Annotated in this window: 13 protein-coding genes; 6 read left to right on the forward strand and 7 right to left on the reverse strand. The window is 45.6% G+C overall.

Going from position 1 to position 16,198, the window contains the following annotated elements; translation table 11 throughout:
- Positions 1–17: 17 nt before the first annotated feature.
- Positions 18–2,369, forward strand: a complete 2,352-nt coding sequence (gene mrcB, locus ACHUFN_RS13795; RefSeq protein ID WP_394222994.1) for a penicillin-binding protein 1B — start codon at positions 18–20, stop codon at positions 2,367–2,369.
- 267 nt (positions 2,370–2,636) lie between these two features.
- Here the strand turns inward: mrcB and ACHUFN_RS13800 are convergent, their stop codons facing one another.
- The 3 genes from ACHUFN_RS13800 to ACHUFN_RS13810 all read right to left on the reverse strand — a co-directional run bounded on the left by ACHUFN_RS13800 (position 2,637) and on the right by ACHUFN_RS13810 (position 6,033).
- Positions 2,637–2,921: a hypothetical protein gene (locus tag ACHUFN_RS13800; RefSeq protein ID WP_394222995.1), complete on the reverse strand. Its 285-nt coding sequence runs from the start codon at positions 2,919–2,921 to the stop codon at positions 2,637–2,639.
- A 368-nt stretch (positions 2,922–3,289) separates the two neighbouring features.
- Positions 3,290–4,204, reverse strand: a complete 915-nt coding sequence (locus ACHUFN_RS13805) for a DUF808 domain-containing protein (RefSeq protein ID WP_394222997.1) — start codon at positions 4,202–4,204, stop codon at positions 3,290–3,292.
- A 194-nt stretch (positions 4,205–4,398) separates the two neighbouring features.
- Positions 4,399–6,033 (reverse strand): endonuclease, encoded by a 1,635-nt coding sequence (locus ACHUFN_RS13810; RefSeq protein ID WP_394222999.1) that lies wholly within the window; start codon positions 6,031–6,033, stop codon positions 4,399–4,401.
- A 228-nt stretch (positions 6,034–6,261) separates the two neighbouring features.
- On the opposite strand from ACHUFN_RS13810, the gene ACHUFN_RS13815 reads away from it, so the two are divergent.
- Positions 6,262–6,981 carry an AraC family transcriptional regulator gene (locus tag ACHUFN_RS13815; protein WP_394223000.1) on the forward strand — a complete coding sequence of 240 codons (720 nt, stop codon included), beginning with the start codon at positions 6,262–6,264 and terminating at the stop codon, positions 6,979–6,981.
- Positions 6,982–7,049: 68 nt separating this feature from the next.
- On the opposite strand, the gene ACHUFN_RS13820 is transcribed toward ACHUFN_RS13815, so the two are convergent.
- A complete protein-coding gene (locus ACHUFN_RS13820) occupies positions 7,050–7,883 on the reverse strand; it encodes a hypothetical protein (RefSeq protein ID WP_394223001.1) in 834 nt (277 codons plus the stop codon).
- Positions 7,884–8,162: 279 nt separating this feature from the next.
- Here ACHUFN_RS13820 and glnK point away from each other — a divergent pair, with 279 nt between their 5' ends.
- The 4 genes from glnK to ACHUFN_RS13840 all read left to right on the forward strand — a co-directional run bounded on the left by glnK (position 8,163) and on the right by ACHUFN_RS13840 (position 12,800).
- Complete coding sequence (gene glnK / locus ACHUFN_RS13825; protein WP_012516988.1) at positions 8,163–8,501, forward strand: P-II family nitrogen regulator; 339 nt, start codon at positions 8,163–8,165, stop codon at positions 8,499–8,501.
- Between the two features lie 32 nt (positions 8,502–8,533).
- Complete coding sequence (locus tag ACHUFN_RS13830) at positions 8,534–9,781, forward strand: ammonium transporter (protein WP_394223002.1); 1,248 nt, start codon at positions 8,534–8,536, stop codon at positions 9,779–9,781.
- A 222-nt stretch (positions 9,782–10,003) separates the two neighbouring features.
- Complete coding sequence (ggt, locus tag ACHUFN_RS13835; RefSeq protein WP_394223003.1) at positions 10,004–11,695, forward strand: gamma-glutamyltransferase; 1,692 nt, start codon at positions 10,004–10,006, stop codon at positions 11,693–11,695.
- Between the two features lie 178 nt (positions 11,696–11,873).
- A complete protein-coding gene (locus ACHUFN_RS13840) occupies positions 11,874–12,800 on the forward strand; it encodes a Dyp-type peroxidase (RefSeq protein ID WP_394223005.1) in 927 nt (308 codons plus the stop codon).
- Between the two features lie 177 nt (positions 12,801–12,977).
- Here ACHUFN_RS13840 and hemL read toward each other — a convergent pair whose 3' ends face one another.
- From hemL to ACHUFN_RS13855, 3 genes are all read right to left on the reverse strand, one after another.
- Positions 12,978–14,258 carry a glutamate-1-semialdehyde 2,1-aminomutase gene (hemL, locus tag ACHUFN_RS13845; protein ID WP_394223006.1) on the reverse strand — a complete coding sequence of 427 codons (1,281 nt, stop codon included), beginning with the start codon at positions 14,256–14,258 and terminating at the stop codon, positions 12,978–12,980.
- A gap of 4 nt (positions 14,259–14,262) precedes the next feature.
- Complete coding sequence (locus ACHUFN_RS13850) at positions 14,263–15,276, reverse strand: aspartate carbamoyltransferase (RefSeq protein ID WP_394223008.1); 1,014 nt, start codon at positions 15,274–15,276, stop codon at positions 14,263–14,265.
- Positions 15,277–15,442: 166 nt separating this feature from the next.
- Positions 15,443–16,090, reverse strand: coding sequence for a TetR/AcrR family transcriptional regulator (locus ACHUFN_RS13855; RefSeq protein ID WP_394223009.1), 648 nt, complete (start codon positions 16,088–16,090; stop codon positions 15,443–15,445).
- Positions 16,091–16,198: the final 108 nt, after the last annotated feature.

The raw sequence follows: 16,198 nt of genomic DNA on the forward strand, positions 1-16,198 counted from the left end.
TTTCATGGCGTTTTCACGTGGCAAAAAGACAGACTAAAAACAACTCATCTTCAAAAAGCAAAGCAACTGCAAATGGTAAGAGCACAACTAAGCGCTCGTGGTTTTTCAAGCTGTTTTGGCGATTAACCCTTATTGGGCTTGTGGTGCTTGGTGCGTACGCGTTTTATCTTGATGCACAAATTAAGCACGCCTTCTCTGGAAACAAATGGGAAGTGCCGGCGCAAATTTTTGCTCGTCCTCTTCAAATCAGCAAGGGCGAGGAGATAACACCTCAAGAAGTCATTGATGAATTGGATTTGCTGGGCTATCGCAAAGTAACCTTTGCTAATAATAGCGGTGAATATAGCTATCAGAATAAGGTGCTGAATGTACAGCGTCGAGCGTTTCAATTTCCTGAAGGCGCAGAGCCGCTGCGTCATTTAGTCGTGACGTGGGAAGGAGCGCGCATTGGTGAAATATACGATAAGTCACAAGGTCGGCCTTACGGTTCGGTTAAGTTAGAGCCTTGGCTGGTTACCCGTATGACCAGTGGCTCGCATGAGGACCGTATGTTGGTGACGTTAGACACCATTCCCGAAATGCTACCAAAAGCATTAACCTTGGTTGAGGACAGGAATTTTTATAATCACCATGGGGTTGCACCGCTTTCAATTTTGCGTGCATTAATGGCTAATATTGCCGCAGGCAGAACGGTTCAAGGCGGCAGCACGCTTACCCAGCAGCTGGTTAAAAACATGTTCTTAACCCGCGAGCGTTCAATTGTGCGTAAAGCGAAAGAAGCCATCATGGCGGTAATCATAGACGCGCGCTACAGCAAGTCTGAAATTATAGAGGCATATTTAAACGAAGTATTCCTTGGCCAAAACGGCGACATGGCGGTACATGGTTTTGGGCTAGCTAGCTATTTTTATTTTGACCGACCTGCAAACGAATTAAGTACGCCAGAAATTGCTACCTTGGTGGCCATTATCAAAGGCCCGTCATATTACAACCCTCGCAAATATGCAGAGCGTACTAAAGAACGCCGCGATTTAGTATTGCGCATGTTGTTTGATGAAAATGAATTAAGCCGTCAAGAATACGAGCGCTACGTAAACATGCCGCTAGGTTTAGCGAGTGGAGCAAGCCTTGCAAGCGGTAAGCACCCTGCGTTTATGGAGCAGGTTCGCCGTGAGCTAAATGAAATATTAGCAGAGCCAAGCCTAAGAGATTCAGGCGTTAAAGTATTTACTACGCTAGATATTGTTGCACAGCGCCGCGCCGAGAAAGCGTTATCAGGTACGCTAGATGGCCTGCAACAAAACAGGCGTGTACCGCTACAAGGCGCAATGGTTGTAACAGACAGCGCAAGCGGCGAAGTGCGCGCCATAGTTGGCGGGAAAGACTTTGCGTTTAACGGCTTCAACCGAGCATTAGACGCAAAACGTCCGATAGGCTCATTAATTAAGCCTGCGGTGTATTTGACTGCGCTTGAAGACCCCACTCAGTTTAACTTGGCAACACCGCTCAAAGACGAGCCAATTACGTTAGAGAATAAAAACGGAAAAACGTGGTCCCCTCAAAACTATGATAAAGCGTTTAGAGGGCAGGTGCCGTTGTTACAAGGACTTGTCGAGTCATTGAACATTCCTACCGTTAATTTAGGTATGCAGGTGGGGTTAGATGCAATAGCCAACACATTGGGGCGCTTGGGTGTCACTACACCTGTTGATAAAGTGCCGTCTCTTACCCTTGGTGCTTTTGAGCTTACGCCTTTTAGCACGAACCAAATGTATCAGACGTTATCAAACGATGGTCGTTATATCCCGCTTCACACGGTAACGTCGGTGGTGACATCTGATAATGCACTGCTTTGGAAAAAGGCGGAGTTTTTTGCTCAGCGCACCGATGAAGCAGCAACTTACTTACTCAACTACGCGTTGTACAAGGTAACAACAGAGGGCACTGCCAAGCGCATAGGCTGGAATTTTGGCAATGTGAATATGGCGGGTAAAACAGGGACAACAGATGATTACCGCGACAGTTGGTTTAGCGGTTTTGACAGAAATAATGTGGTAACGGTTTGGGTTGGCAACGACGACAATCAGCCCGTTAATTTAACGGGGGCGGGTGGCGCGCTACCTGTCTTTGTAAGCTATATGAAATCTCAATCGCCCAAGTCATTGTCTAGACGTTTTCCAAAAGGCCTAGGAATAGCACATTTCGACTCGAAGACTGGCGCAGTAGTTGTTGCAGGGTGCGCAGGTAGCCTAAGTGTTCCTGCTATATTGGACGTGCTTCCTCCACCTCAGCAAGATTGTTCGGGACGTCCGGTAGACAAGAATGGCGATAAAGAAGATAAAAGCTGGTGGGAGCGTATATTCGGATAAAAAACTCCAGTAAGAAGATAGAAAACACAATCACTTGGCTGGGACACAGTCCGTGCTTTCTATCTCCCTCTGGAGAAAAAGCCAGGGAGGCAAATTAGGTAACGGTAGTCTCGGTTAAGGCACCTATCTATTTTTTATTGCGTTATTAGTGACCTTTTTGAAGGAATATGCGCGCTGTAGAAAACACCAGCGCACTTACTATAAACGCAATCACCGGGCCGAGTACCACCATAAATAGTGTAGCGGCGGTTAACATGTGCAATCTCCTTATGCGTCGTTATCGTTCAAGCTAACAGGCTCAATCGGCGTAATCGTAATTTCTGCAACTAAGGTGTTAACTTCTTCCACCTCTGGTTCGAATTTGTGGCTTGCAGTTAGTACGTCGTATGTCACGCCAAGCGCTAGATTGTGCTTCACATCTACCATCGCATTTTCAACAATAAAGTCAGTATGTGACACAATGTTATTTTGTGCGTCGTTAGCAAATGCTGATGCAGTCAAAACGCTTGTAGCCAGAGTAAGTGCAGTGAAAGTTTTGCGACCGATAAACATAGTAATCTCCTAAAAATTTAAAGTTAGACACTGCACTTGGAACATACTGCGTGGCAGCCATCATGTTGCTTAAGGTTTCAATAATAAGTCGTTATCAATTAACAATTAGTTTATAGCGAGGGATGTGCCAACTCGGCATATTGGTTTAAGTATTTGAATTTTATGGTTTTAAAATTGAATAAAAAACAAAGAAGAAAACTTAAGGGTAATAAAAGTACTAAAAAATAGCGTCTTTTTAAGCGGTGTGGTCAAAATGACTAACGTAAAAGGAAAGAAGTTAGCGCAGTAAAAAATTTACTACGCTAACTGGTAAAAATAGCTGGCTTATGAGGTGGGAAGGAAGTAAATAAGCGCTAATTAGAGGGGGGTTACTTTTTAAATTTAGAGACCACAGTCACCACTAGCGCAATAATTACACCGGCCGCAATACCCACAACCCCATCGGCGAGTATAGACATGACCAGCTGAGCACTTGGAACAAGGGCAGTAAACCAATCTGTGACAACGTGTAAAAAACCAATGCTATGAGTAAGTATGCCTCCGCCCACTAAAAACATGGCAACAGTACCAACAACGGCAAGTGTTTTCATAAGCGCAGGCGCAGTGACCAAGAGCGCTCTGCCTGTAAAACGTTTCATGCTACTCATTGAGCTGGTCAGCGAGTCACGTAGTAAGTAAAGGCCAACGTCGTCCATTTTGACCAGTGCAGCAACAAGGCCATAAACGCCAAGAGTAATTGCCAGGCTTAAGGCCACTAAAACCCCAATTTGCGTGGTAAGTGTTGCATCGGTCACAGTACCTAGCGCAATAACAATAATTTCAGCAGACAGGATAAAGTCGGTGCGTATGGCGCCCTTAATCTTATCTTTTTCAAACGCCACCATATCAACTTCTTCATGAGCGAGCGCTTCAATTCTGGCTTCACGGTTTTTTTGTTCGTCTTCGTGTGGAAGGTATTTGTGTAGCAGCTTTTCTGCCCCCTCAAAACACAAATACAGACCGCCAAGCACAAGCAACACGGTAATAAGAGAAGGTACAAAAGCACTAATGGCGAGCGCAGCCGGCACAAGTATGGCTTTATTGATAAGAGAGCCTTTGGCTACAGCCCAAACTACGGGAAGTTCTCTGTCTGCTTTTACGCCTTGAACTTGGTCGGCGTTTACGGCTAAGTCATCGCCCAGCACGCCAGCTGTCTTTTGTGCAGCCACTTTCGACATTGTTGCAATGTCGTCCATCAATGTCGCAATATCATCAAGTAGGGCAAGTAAGTTAGCTGCAGCCACAGTGAGTATCCTTTATTTTTGTTGAATGTAGTGCCTATTGAGTAGTAGTTTAGCCTACTCAACTTGTTGGTAATATAGCATGTGGAAAAAAGACAACTAAGCCGTAATATTTGAAAATTTTACAAAGGTTTAGCGTTTAGAAGTGGACAATATTAAAAGAAGAAGAGCACGGGCGTGCTCTTCTTTTGTTTATGTTAATTACCCCAAATTTGGTTTACGAACTCTGGATGATCAACAAATGGATTACGGTTATTTTGGAAGCTAAACGCAGCATCATTTCTGTCTATCTCCTTCTGACTTACTGGATCTTGTAAGTGCCAGCTCAAAAGAAGATTAAGGAACCAGTTCTCAAATACTTGATTATTCGTACCATTTAGAACGGCATCGCCATACGTACTGTTCTTTTCCCAGTTCGCAATAACGTTTTCATAGCGCGTTGCCATGTAGAAATACGCACGCGCAAAGTCGCCTTTAAACTCGTCAATAGGTTCAAATACAGTACCGGTATAGCCAGACGCTGACGTACCAGAACCTAATTTCGAACCGTTTGAAGAGGTATAAGTAGCACTGCCTACTTCACCGTAGGGGTAGCTACTACGGCGCCCGTTTACAAAACCATCTGTAGCAAAAACGTGGTGAACGTCTGTATTCATAGGCGACACCGCACCACCAAACCAGCTGCGTGGGAACGCATGTTCACGGTTATAGCAATCGCCTTCACCACTATAGCTACCACACTGATTTGTTCCGGCTGTAAAGTTGTACGAATCGTTAGTAAATGGTTTTTCCGAGTACATATCCAAAATGGAGCCGTCATTTTCATAATAGCTATCGCTATTGTAGGAAATGTAGAACGTCCAAAGGTCGCTGTAACTCTGCGTGCTATGATTATTGATAATATTGTGAAGCTCGGTTTTTAGTGAGTAGCCAGTCAGGCCATTTGCACTTGCATAGTACCCGGTCAGGTCAGAACCGCTTCCGCCACCACCTGATGTGCCAAGTGTAAAGCTGGTGCTTTCGCTCGAAGCAAATGAGCCACCGCTGGCTACAGACACACCGCCTATAACCAAATTGTAGCTACCTGAACCGAACGAACAACAAATGCCATCGCCATAAGCGTCGTTTATCGTAAAGGTATAATCACCATCATTTAAGCAAACGGCTTCTGAGTAACTTTGGTTACTGGCGTAGTTACCGCCAGACGCCTCAACCTGACTACTTGAGTTAGTAATTTGCCAGGTGGTTTCACTACCGTAATTGTCAGTGGTTAAACTCAGCGTTCCTGAATTGCCGGAACATGAGCCTGAGCCTCCACTATTGCCACCAGCGCCAGCGCTAGTAGGTTCGAATGTATCTACATATATAACCTCCGAGCCATCAAAACCCGTTTGATCATAAAACCGCAAGCCAACCTCTATGTCTTTGGTTGTCGAAGCCGTGTAAGAATAGGTTAATTGCTGCCAGCTTCCTGTTACGGTATTGTCTGAATAGCCTTGGTACCCATCAACGAATAAGCGGGCTTTAACCGCTCCCTCAGTGTGATATACCCTCACCGAGAACGCATAGTTTTCACCAGCGGTCACACTTACTGTTTGACGAAAGTCAGTTGAACTTTGGCTAGCTGTATTTACAGTGATCGCAGCGGAAGTATTTCCAGAAAAAGCGTATGCCGAACTTTCTGCGACAGAAATGCCAGCATCTATTGTCGTCCAGGCGCTGGGAGAGCCAGAAGTCCAAGTTTCAAAATCACCGTTCGTTACTTGGCCCACGGCAATAGCAGGCAAAAGTACACCTGCTGCGCCCATGAAATGACGTAAAGTTATATTCATTTATTTTCCAATATTTTCTTTATTATTAAATATAATATTCGTCCCTTAATGTAGTGTTCTTGCCTTCCTAGGCGTGCTTAATATTGCACGTAATTATGACAAATTGAATAAAAGTGCTTAATCTACCAGCACGTTATCGTCGGCAGCTTTAACAAAAATTGATGGAAAAAGACGATATACCTTTGAAAGTTATGGCGCTCACGCGGCTTTTTAATAAGGAACTACATTGTGTCTGACAGCCCTCTACCGTCACTTTCATTACGCTCGTACACCAAGCAAGTGCACTACCATAAGCATGACTTCTTTCAGTTAGTTCTGCCAATTAATGGCCACATAAAAATAGACATTGATAACTTTAGTGGGCGGGTGGGCGTGGGTGAAGGGGTGTGTATTGCGCCGCAAGAAATGCATTACTTTAGCGCTGCCGAGGTATCAAAATTTATTGTTGCCGACCTGGACACTGTGCCAATTAACGTAAACGACAAGCTGCAGCCTATTTTTCATGTGGACTCAGCGTTACAAGCCTTTTTATCTTTCGCAGAAATTCAGTTGAGTCAGGTGGCACACCATGGCCACTCGCAAATGGTGTCACTGTTTTTAGCGCTGTTAGAAACCTCTGCAAAAGCAGGAAGTGTCGACCAGCGTATAACGCCAGTGATCAGCCATATTCACCGCGATCTGGCTCAACGATTTACACAGACAGAGCTTGCTCGAATGGCCTACATGGGAACTACCCAGTTTAAAACGCGTTTTAAAGAAGCGACAGGGTTAAGCCTGCGCGACTATTTAGTTAAAGCAAGAATGGAAAAGGCAAGAGCATTGCTACGGAACACAGATACCCCAATGCTGAGTATTGCCTTAGCTACAGGTTACGACGATGTCGCAGCATTCAGCCGGCGTTTTAAAGCGTATTTCGGCCAGCCGCCCAAGTTCTACAAAAGAAAATAGTCGCAGCGCGCGCTCTTAAGTGAAACACACTTTTTTAAAACGCTTAGCACAAATTAGGTAATTCGCTATTAATTTGAGTTTTCGTCTAAAGGGCGTTTTTGAACTCTAGCGTCAACAAAACGCTTGTGGTCGTCCATTTTGGTGCATTCTAAGGTGCCTCCAGCAATGCCGCTTAAAAAGGCCAATGTCTTGTTTGTTGTGCTGCTGCAGTTAACCCGCTTAGAAGGGCGCTTATTCTCATTCGCTAAAATTTGCTGAGTACTCGGTCCGCTCAAAGTGGGGCTGTTTCTTCGTTGCTGGTAATCTGCTGCAGCTTGCTTGGCATCTTGTGCAACATTGTTGTTGTGATACTTATCAAGATAATTGGCGGTAGCGCTTTTTACCGACAAGTTTAACGAGCCAGCTCGTCGGTTAGCATCTGTTGAAACTGCAGGTGGTTGCTGCCCACTATCTTGCATTGGTTTGTGCCCAGTGTTCTGAATGTCGCCGCTGCGCTTTGTCTCTGGTTTTGGGTGTGACCTAACTGGGTCGTCTACGGAAGCAACATCAGATTTTATCTGCTCTTCAGGTGTTGTGAGAGGTTGCTCAACAGGAAGTGGGGCTACTGCTTTTTCTTGTGTGTCTACCTCAGTAGAACGAGTAGAAAGCGCAGGTGTACTTGGCTTCGCTTTAGGTGCAGAAGGGAAGTATAGCCTCGCTTTTATTTCTGCTCGGGGCGCCTGCTTTTTTATTCGCATGTTTCGGTCATCAATACTTAATTGAGATACGACAACAACCGCAACTATTCCCACCCCGTGAATACAAGTTGAAACCAATAGCGGACGCCACGCGGCTTTTCTGTTTTTAGCGTGAGTTTCGCATTGGCGCTGTGGTGCAAAAAAAGTTGAGGTGATAGTCGTCATAGTAATCAACAGACCATAGGGTTACGCGAATAGTTCCGTCCTAATTTATCGTACTTTTTAGGCTCCTTAACTCACCGTGACCTTGTATCGCTTCATTGTTGGGCAAATTTTCAGCCATGCACCAATAGTGTGCATTATTTTTGTGCATGAATGATGCGTTTAAGTGTATATATATGATTTTAATGATTAAATATTTGTGGCATGGCTCTTGGTTTAGCTACTAGCAGTTGGAAACACGACCATAAATTACAGAATAAACAAAATAACTGGGAGCAACTCATGAAACTAGTCACAGCTATCATCAAGCCGTTCAAGCTAGATGATGTTCGTGAAGCCATTTCAGAAATCGGCATCGACGGCTTGACCGTGACCGAGGTGAAAGGCTTTGGACGTCAAAAAGGGCACACTGAACTTTACCGCGGAGCGGAATATCAGGTGGATTTTCTACCTAAAGTCAAACTGGAAATTGCTGTTCAGGATGATCAAGTAGAACGCCTGGTTGAAGCCATCGTTGGCGCAGCCAAAACAGGCAAAATTGGTGACGGCAAGGTATTTGTTTATGACCTTGAACATGCCGTTCGTATTCGAACTGGTGAGTCGGATAGCGACGCGCTGTAAGCCAAAACGAAGAATTTGCGGAGAACACAATAATGGAAATCACTTTTGAACTTGGGTATGCGCTAGATACCTTTTATTTTCTAATCTGCGGTGCATTGGTTATGTGGATGGCGGCAGGTTTTGCAATGCTTGAAGCGGGTTTGGTTCGAGCGAAAAATACCACAGAAATTCTGACTAAAAACGTGGCGCTATTTGCCATTGCTTGCACAATGTACATGATTTGCGGTTACGGCATCATGTACGGTGGCGGCGACTGGGGTCCATTCCTAAGCGGTATCATGGCTGATGGCGCAACAGGTGTAGCTGAAGAGCCAGCAACATATGCACCTTCTGCTGACTTCTTCTTCCAAGTAGTATTTGTTGCAACAGCAATGTCTATTGTATCTGGTGCAGTTGCCGAGCGTATGAAGCTTTGGGCATTTTTAGCATTTGCGGTTGTGATGACAGGTTTCATCTATCCAATGGAAGGTGCATGGACGTGGGGCGGCGAAACGGTATTCGGTATGTATACGCTTGGCGACCTTGGCTTCTCTGACTTCGCAGGTTCAGGCATTGTTCACATGGCTGGTGCAGCTGCAGCTCTTGCTGGTGTACTTGTTCTAGGTGCTCGTAAAGGTAAATACACCGCCGACGGTAAAGTTAACGCCATTCCAGGTGCAAACCTTCCGCTTGCAACCTTGGGTACATTTATCCTTTGGATGGGTTGGTTTGGCTTTAACGGTGGTTCGGTATTGGCTACTGCAACGGTTGAAAGTGCAAACGCAGTGGCTATCGTATTTATGAACACTAACGCTGCGGCGGCAGGTGGTGCCATTGCTGCACTTATCGTTGCTCGCATTCTGTTCGGTAAAGCTGACCTAACAATGGTACTTAACGGTGCGCTAGCAGGTCTTGTGGCCATTACAGCAGAGCCGTCTACGCCAACTCCGCTTCAAGCAACTCTGTTTGGCGGCTTAGGCGGTATCTTAGTAGTGCTTAGCATTGTTGCGCTAGACAAGCTTAAAATTGACGATCCAGTGGGTGCGATTTCTGTTCACGGTGTAGTAGGTTTACTTGGCCTTATTCTTGTTCCTTTCACAAACGATGGTTCAAGCATTTCTGGTCAGCTAATTGGCGCAGCGACTATCTTTGTATGGGTATTCGTAGTGAGCCTAATTGTATGGTTAGTCATTAAAGCGGTAATGGGTGTACGTGTCAGCGAAGAAGAAGAATTCGACGGCGTAGACATGAGCGAGTGTGGTCTTGAAGCATACCCAGACTTCACAGGCAGCCGTTCATAAGAGAGTCTTGATTAGGCAAATGAAATAAAACAATAATAATGCCTTTTTACTTCGTTTAAGCCCCGCACGTGCGGGGCTTTTTTCGTTTGATAAAGCACCAGAGTAGGTATGAGAATACTGTGGGGGAAAAGGGCCTAGGCGTAATGTGACAATAAGGCTACACTATGAAGCGATGCGCTTACGCTAGATTATTTATCGGCAACGTTTAAGAAAAGGACCATTATGATTGCTACCAAGCGACTTCTATCGTTGATGCTTATTGTGTTTAGTGTCAGTTGTTTGGGCTACGACAGAATAACGGGGCACCCCTTTGCAAGTCGCTCAGAAGTTATTGCAAAAAACGGCATGGCAGCCACCAGCCAGCCTCTAGCCACACAAGTTGCGTTAGATATTTTAAAGCAAGGCGGTAGTGCGGTTGACGCAGCAATTGCAGCAAATGCTATGTTAGGTTTGGTCGAACCAACAGGTAGCGGTATTGGTGGCGATTTATTTGCAATCGTATGGGATGCAAAAGAAGAAAAACTAGTAGGGCTAAACGCTTCAGGCCGCTCGCCAAGGCAATTAACCAAAGAAGTGTTTGCCGAACGCGGGCAGCACCAAATTCCAAAGTTTGGCCCTTTGCCTGTATCTGTACCCGGTGCAGTAGACGGCTGGTTTACGCTTCATGAGAAATTTGGCAAACTGCCTATGTCAACGCTGCTCACCCCTTCCATTAAATATGCCCGCGAGGGTTTCCCTGTTTCAGAAGTCATTGCGTATTACTGGCAAATGAATCAAGAGCGCATTGGTCACTACGACGGTTTTGCAGAAACTTTCCTTATTAATGGGAAGGTGCCGCGAAAAGGCGATATCTTTAAGAACCCCGGCCTTGCTGTAACTTATGAAAAAATTGCAACGGGCGGACGCGACGCCTTTTACAAAGGTGATATAGCCCACACGATAGACGCTTACATGAAGTCGCAAGGCGGCTTTTTGTCATATCAGGATTTGTCATCGCATACCTCAGAGTGGGTAGAGCCAGTTTCCGCTAATTATCGCGGTTACGATATATGGGAAATGCCGCCTAACGGCCAAGGTATAGCTGCACTGCAAATTCTTAATGTGCTTGAGCATTACGATATAGAGGGTATGGGGTTTAATTCAGCTGACTATATTCACACTTTTGTTGAGGCCAAAAAACTCGCTTTTGAGGACCGCGCCAAGTTTTATTCAGACCCAGACTTCAATGATATTCCCGTCGACTGGCTTATTTCGAAGGAATACGCGGCCAAGCGCCAGAAGCTTATTGATAATGAAAAAGCAGCAAATCGTGTGGATGCGGGCATATACGAGGGTGATACTATCTATCTTACCGTTGCAGATAAAGACGGCAACATGGTGTCTTTAATTCAAAGTAATTACCGCGGCATGGGGTCTGGAATGACCCCTCCTGGACTTGGCTTTATTCTTCAAAATAGGGGCGAAATGTTTACGCTTGAAGAAGGCCATTTTAATGAATACCGCCCGGGTAAACGCCCGTTTCACACCATTATTCCCGCCTTTGTTACAAGAAACGGTAATCCTGTTATGAGTTTTGGCGTGATGGGGGGCGGAACTCAGCCTCAAATGCACGCGCAAATTATTGTTAATGTTCTCGATTTCGGAATGAATTTACAAGAAGCCGGAGATGCCCCAAGAATATTGCACAGTGGCTCTAGTAGCCCGACCGGGGCGTTAATGACTGATGGCGGCTATGTAAGTTTAGAGGCTGGCTTTAGTGAAACGGTTCAGCGCGATCTCATGGAGCGAGGACACAAGCTGCAGCGCGTTGTTGGTGCCTTTGGCGGCTATCAAGCTATCGCATGGGATGAGCAAAAAGGCGTCTATTTCGGTGCGTCTGAAAGCCGAAAAGATGGACAAGCAGCGGGCTATTAAGCACACTAGAGTAAATAATGAGCGGTGTGTTTTAAGCCGCCATTGCGTGGCTTCGCTTAAAAAGGTTTCTAAGCTTGAAGCAGTTGCTAGAATATAAAGTGTTCGCAACACAACGCGCGGCGAGTGATCGCCAGCAGCAAAACGTCATAATACGGCGTAAATAACAACAAGAGCGGCAATGACACAACCACAAAAAGGCCTCTGCGCTGAGCCAAATTTACATGCACAGTATTTGTTACTGAACGTAATTGATGACGATAGCCAAGCGGTACGCGCTAAGCTGTCGCGTGTGCTTGATATATTTGAGCATTTCGAAAACGAGCACTATGAAGCCATGGTAACTGGCGTTGTCGCTATTGGCACTGGTTATTGGGCTGAAGTCTATCCTGGCTTGATACCCGTTGAGCTTGCACCCTTTCCTGACATGCAGTGTGAAGACAGAAGTGCACCTACCATGCCCTGCGATCTCTTTATTCAAATTCGCGCCGACCGACTTGATATTTGCCATGCGGTGGGCATTGAAGTGATGGACTTGCTGCGCATTCACGTCGAGCTGGTGGAGCAAATTCGAGGCTTCAGGTATTTAGACGGCCGTGACTTAAACGGCTTTTTATATGGTGCCGACAATCCTCGTGGTATGAAACGCAGAAAAGTAGGCATTATTGGTGAAGACGACCCAGATTTTAGTGGCGGTAGCTATGTTCATATTCAGCGTTATCGGCATGATTTAAGACGCTGGAATAGCCTTTCAAGCCGCCAGCAAGAGCAGGTAATGGGTACAACGAAAGAACATAACTTGCAAAGTAGTGAGCAATCGGCGTCTTCGCACAGCGTTAGAGCAAGCAGTGCTGCGCTAGATGGCGATGAGCCTAGGCTGATCAAGCAAGGCATGCCTTACGGGGATATGGCCTCTCAAGGCTTATTTTTCGTTAGTTGTAGTGCAAGTGCACGGCCATTCAAGCAAATGCTTCATAGCCAAATATATGGCAACGGGGAAGGAGATTACGATCGCTGGTTAGACTTCACTAGCGCAGAAACCGGTGCTGCGTTCTTTGCCCCATCTGTAGGCTTCATTCGTAGCCAAGCGAAATTATCTGAATCTTAAGCTTTTATCACGCAACTAAAGGCAGTATCAGAGTACAACAGCGCTTCTCTATATTTCTGAATGCACCGTACTTTCAAAGGGGGCGTATTTACGTTCTTGTTTTGGCAGTTTGTAGCTGCACTAATACGCCTTTAAGAGGGCGTATTAGTGACTGGTGCTTTTTCGCAAGCGATAAACTTAAAGCGTTGAGAATACCTTATCTGCCGCAGCGAGTGTTTTCTCAATTACTGTAGCGTCATGCGCTTTTGATACGAAGCCAGCTTCATAAGACGCAGGGGCTAGGTAGACGCCTTGCTCTAACATTCCATGGTAGAACTTATTAAATTGCTTAGTATTACAGTTAATTGCTTGCTGGTAGTTTGTGACTTTTTCTACATCAGTGAAGAAAATGCCAAACATGCTGCCGGCAATGTTAGTAGTTAGACTAATATTGTGTTTATTAGCAATGGCTTGGAAACCATCAACCAGCGCTTGCGTGTTTTCGAAAATTGAATCATACAGGCCCGGTTGTTTAATTTGCGTTAGCGCGGCAAGGCCGGCAGCCATTGCTACTGGGTTTCCTGAAAGTGTACCAGCCTGATAAATTGGGCCGGTTGGTGCAATGTGCGTGATAATATCGCGTCGTCCACCAAAACAACCTACCGGCATACCGCCACCAATAACTTTACCCAAGCAGGTTAAGTCAGGTTTAACATTGTAGCGCTCTTGCGCACCACCACGCGATACGCGGAAGCCTGTCATTACTTCATCAAAGATAAGTACACTGCCGTATTGGTCACAAATGGCGCGAAGGCCTTCTAGAAAACCTTCAACAGGAGGAATACAGTTCATGTTGCCCGCTACAGGCTCTACGATGATGCAGGCAATGTCATCGCCATGGGCTTCAAAAATCTCTTTAACGCTTTCAAGATTGTTGTATTCAACGGTTAACGTATGTTCAGCCACATTTGCGGGTACACCCGGAGAACTCGGTACACCCAAGGTTAGTGCGCCAGAGCCAGCTTTCACTAAAAGTGAGTCGGCGTGGCCGTGGTAACAACCTTCGAACTTAACAATTTTATTTCTGCTGGTGTAGCCGCGAGCAAGACGAATTGCTGACATGGTAGCTTCTGTTCCAGAATTTACCATGCGCACCATTTCCATTGATGGCACAAGTTCGCTAACTAGCTCAGCCATGATCACTTCAGCTTCTGTTGGCGCACCAAATGAAAGGCCGTTATACGATGCTTCAATGACCGCTTCGCGAATTTTTTCGTTGTTGTGGCCAAGAACCATAGGGCCCCAAGACTGAATGTAATCGATATATTGCTTTCCATCCGCATCCCACATGTAAGCGCCATCAGCCTTGGTAATGAAGCGAGGCGTGCCGCCTACCGCTTTAAATGCGCGAACAGGTGAATTTACGCCACCAGGAATGGTTTTTTGGGCACGGGTAAATAGGGCTTCAGATTTTTGCATGTAATTACTTACTCTTGTTGCTGTACCAAACCACGTCTCGCTCGTACTTAGTGAGAAGATTCTCTACACCAAGAGTGAGTGCGAATAGAGCCATTCTTACTAGAACACCGTTATCGGTTTGCCTAAAGATGGCGAGGTTTGGGTTAAGGTTTAGATCGTTATCTAACTCGTTGGCTTCCATACGTGAATCTCGGGGAAGTGGATGCATAATAACGGTCTTCGACTGAAAGTGTTTGGTGTAAATCGACTGGTTAAGGCGGAATTTACCCCGATATTTATTGGCTTCTTCCTGAGACGGGAAGCGCTCTTCTTGAATGCGCGTTTGATAACAAATATCCGCATCCATGTTCCCTTCAAGGGTATCGGTGATAATCAACTGATGCCCCGCATTTTCAATGGCATCAATAATTGGCTGTGGCATCGCTAATTCTTTAGGTGAGATAAGCGTAAAGCGAATGTTTTTAAACAAACACAAAAGGCGAGACAGCGAGTGCACGGTTCGTCCGTAGCGCAAATCGCCAATCATTGCGATGTGCAGGCCGTCAATGCCGTGGCCGTTGTACTCAAGCTCACGTTTGATAGTAAAGAGGTCAAGTAACGCTTGCGTGGGGTGTTCGTTTGCGCCGTCACCACCATTTATAACGGGAACACGGCTACCTTCGGCAAACTCTGCAACTGAACCAGCCGCAGGGTGGCGCATAGCGATAATGTCTGAATAACCGCTTAACACCCTTGCTGTGTCATATAACGATTCGCCTTTAGCTAATGCAGAGCTAGACATGCCTGTGGTTTCTCTTACTTCACCACCCAACAAATTGAATGCGGTGCCAAAACTCACGCGAGTACGGGTACTTGGCTCGAAGAATAGATTGCCGAGAATAGCGCCTTCTAGGACGGTCGTTCGCTTTTGGCGTTTAGCGTAGGGCTGCATGGAATCGGCAACTGAGAACACTTTCTCAATGGCCTCGCGATCGAATTGATTAACCGAAAGAATGTGGTTACCAGTAAAGTCAGACATGCGCTTCTCAATCATCAACGAAAACGGCGCTAGTGTATAATACCGCTCTAAACAAGTCATTAGGGCGAGGTCATCTTTGCCCTACGTTATCTAAAGTTTTTGTTATGCCCTTGGTGGTGCAATGCAAAGTAGTTAGCCTGAATGTGACAAGGCCTAAAAAATGCGTCTAGCCTGGTTGTTGAGTGTAGTGTTTGAAGAGTAATAAAATTTTTTCAGCCGCACTATTCACATGCAGACTAATCTCTTCATCTGTTAGCGGAGACTTGATACCGCAAAGCATCATGGTGTGGTATTCACCTTTTAGTAGCGCGCAATAGTCGATGGCAAGCTGGTGGGCCAACGCTTTACTAAGACTGCCTTGACCAAACTTTTCAATGACGTCGCTTAAGGTCGCCAGCGAAGCTTCTGGGCCAGCTTGATAAAATAGCGTCGCAACATGGGGGCTATTTACAGCTTCAGCTATAATTACTCGAAATATGGCAAGGGCTTCGCGGTCTTGCAATAACCGCACGAATTGGCTGCCTACTTTTAGTAAACATTCGAACAGTGAAAGGGAGCCCGATGTAGCATCAATAAGTTGCTGAGTGTCGAGTTGATATGACCTGCACTTAGAGCTAATCGCAGCTTTAAATAGCGAATCTTTACTTTCAAAGTGAGAGTAGACCGTTTGTTTTGAAACGCCTGATGCTTTTGCAACCGTATCCATAGACGTGTTAGCAAAGCCTTCTTTTAGAAAGAGACAAGACGCTGCGTGTAATATCAGATGATATTTCTCTTCACTTTTTGGTCGGCCTTGCTTTTTAGTGGTAGCCACGTGACATCTCGCTATTTGTTAAATTTTATATATCAAACTGGACGGTCTAGTATTTATATACTAGCATAGCACAATAAGTATGCAAATGTAGCCTAAGGCACATGCTAA

Origin of the sequence: Alteromonas gracilis, from assembly GCF_043642145.1 — a bacterium.
GTDB classification, from domain to species: Bacteria; Pseudomonadota; Gammaproteobacteria; order Enterobacterales; family Alteromonadaceae; genus Alteromonas; species Alteromonas gracilis_B.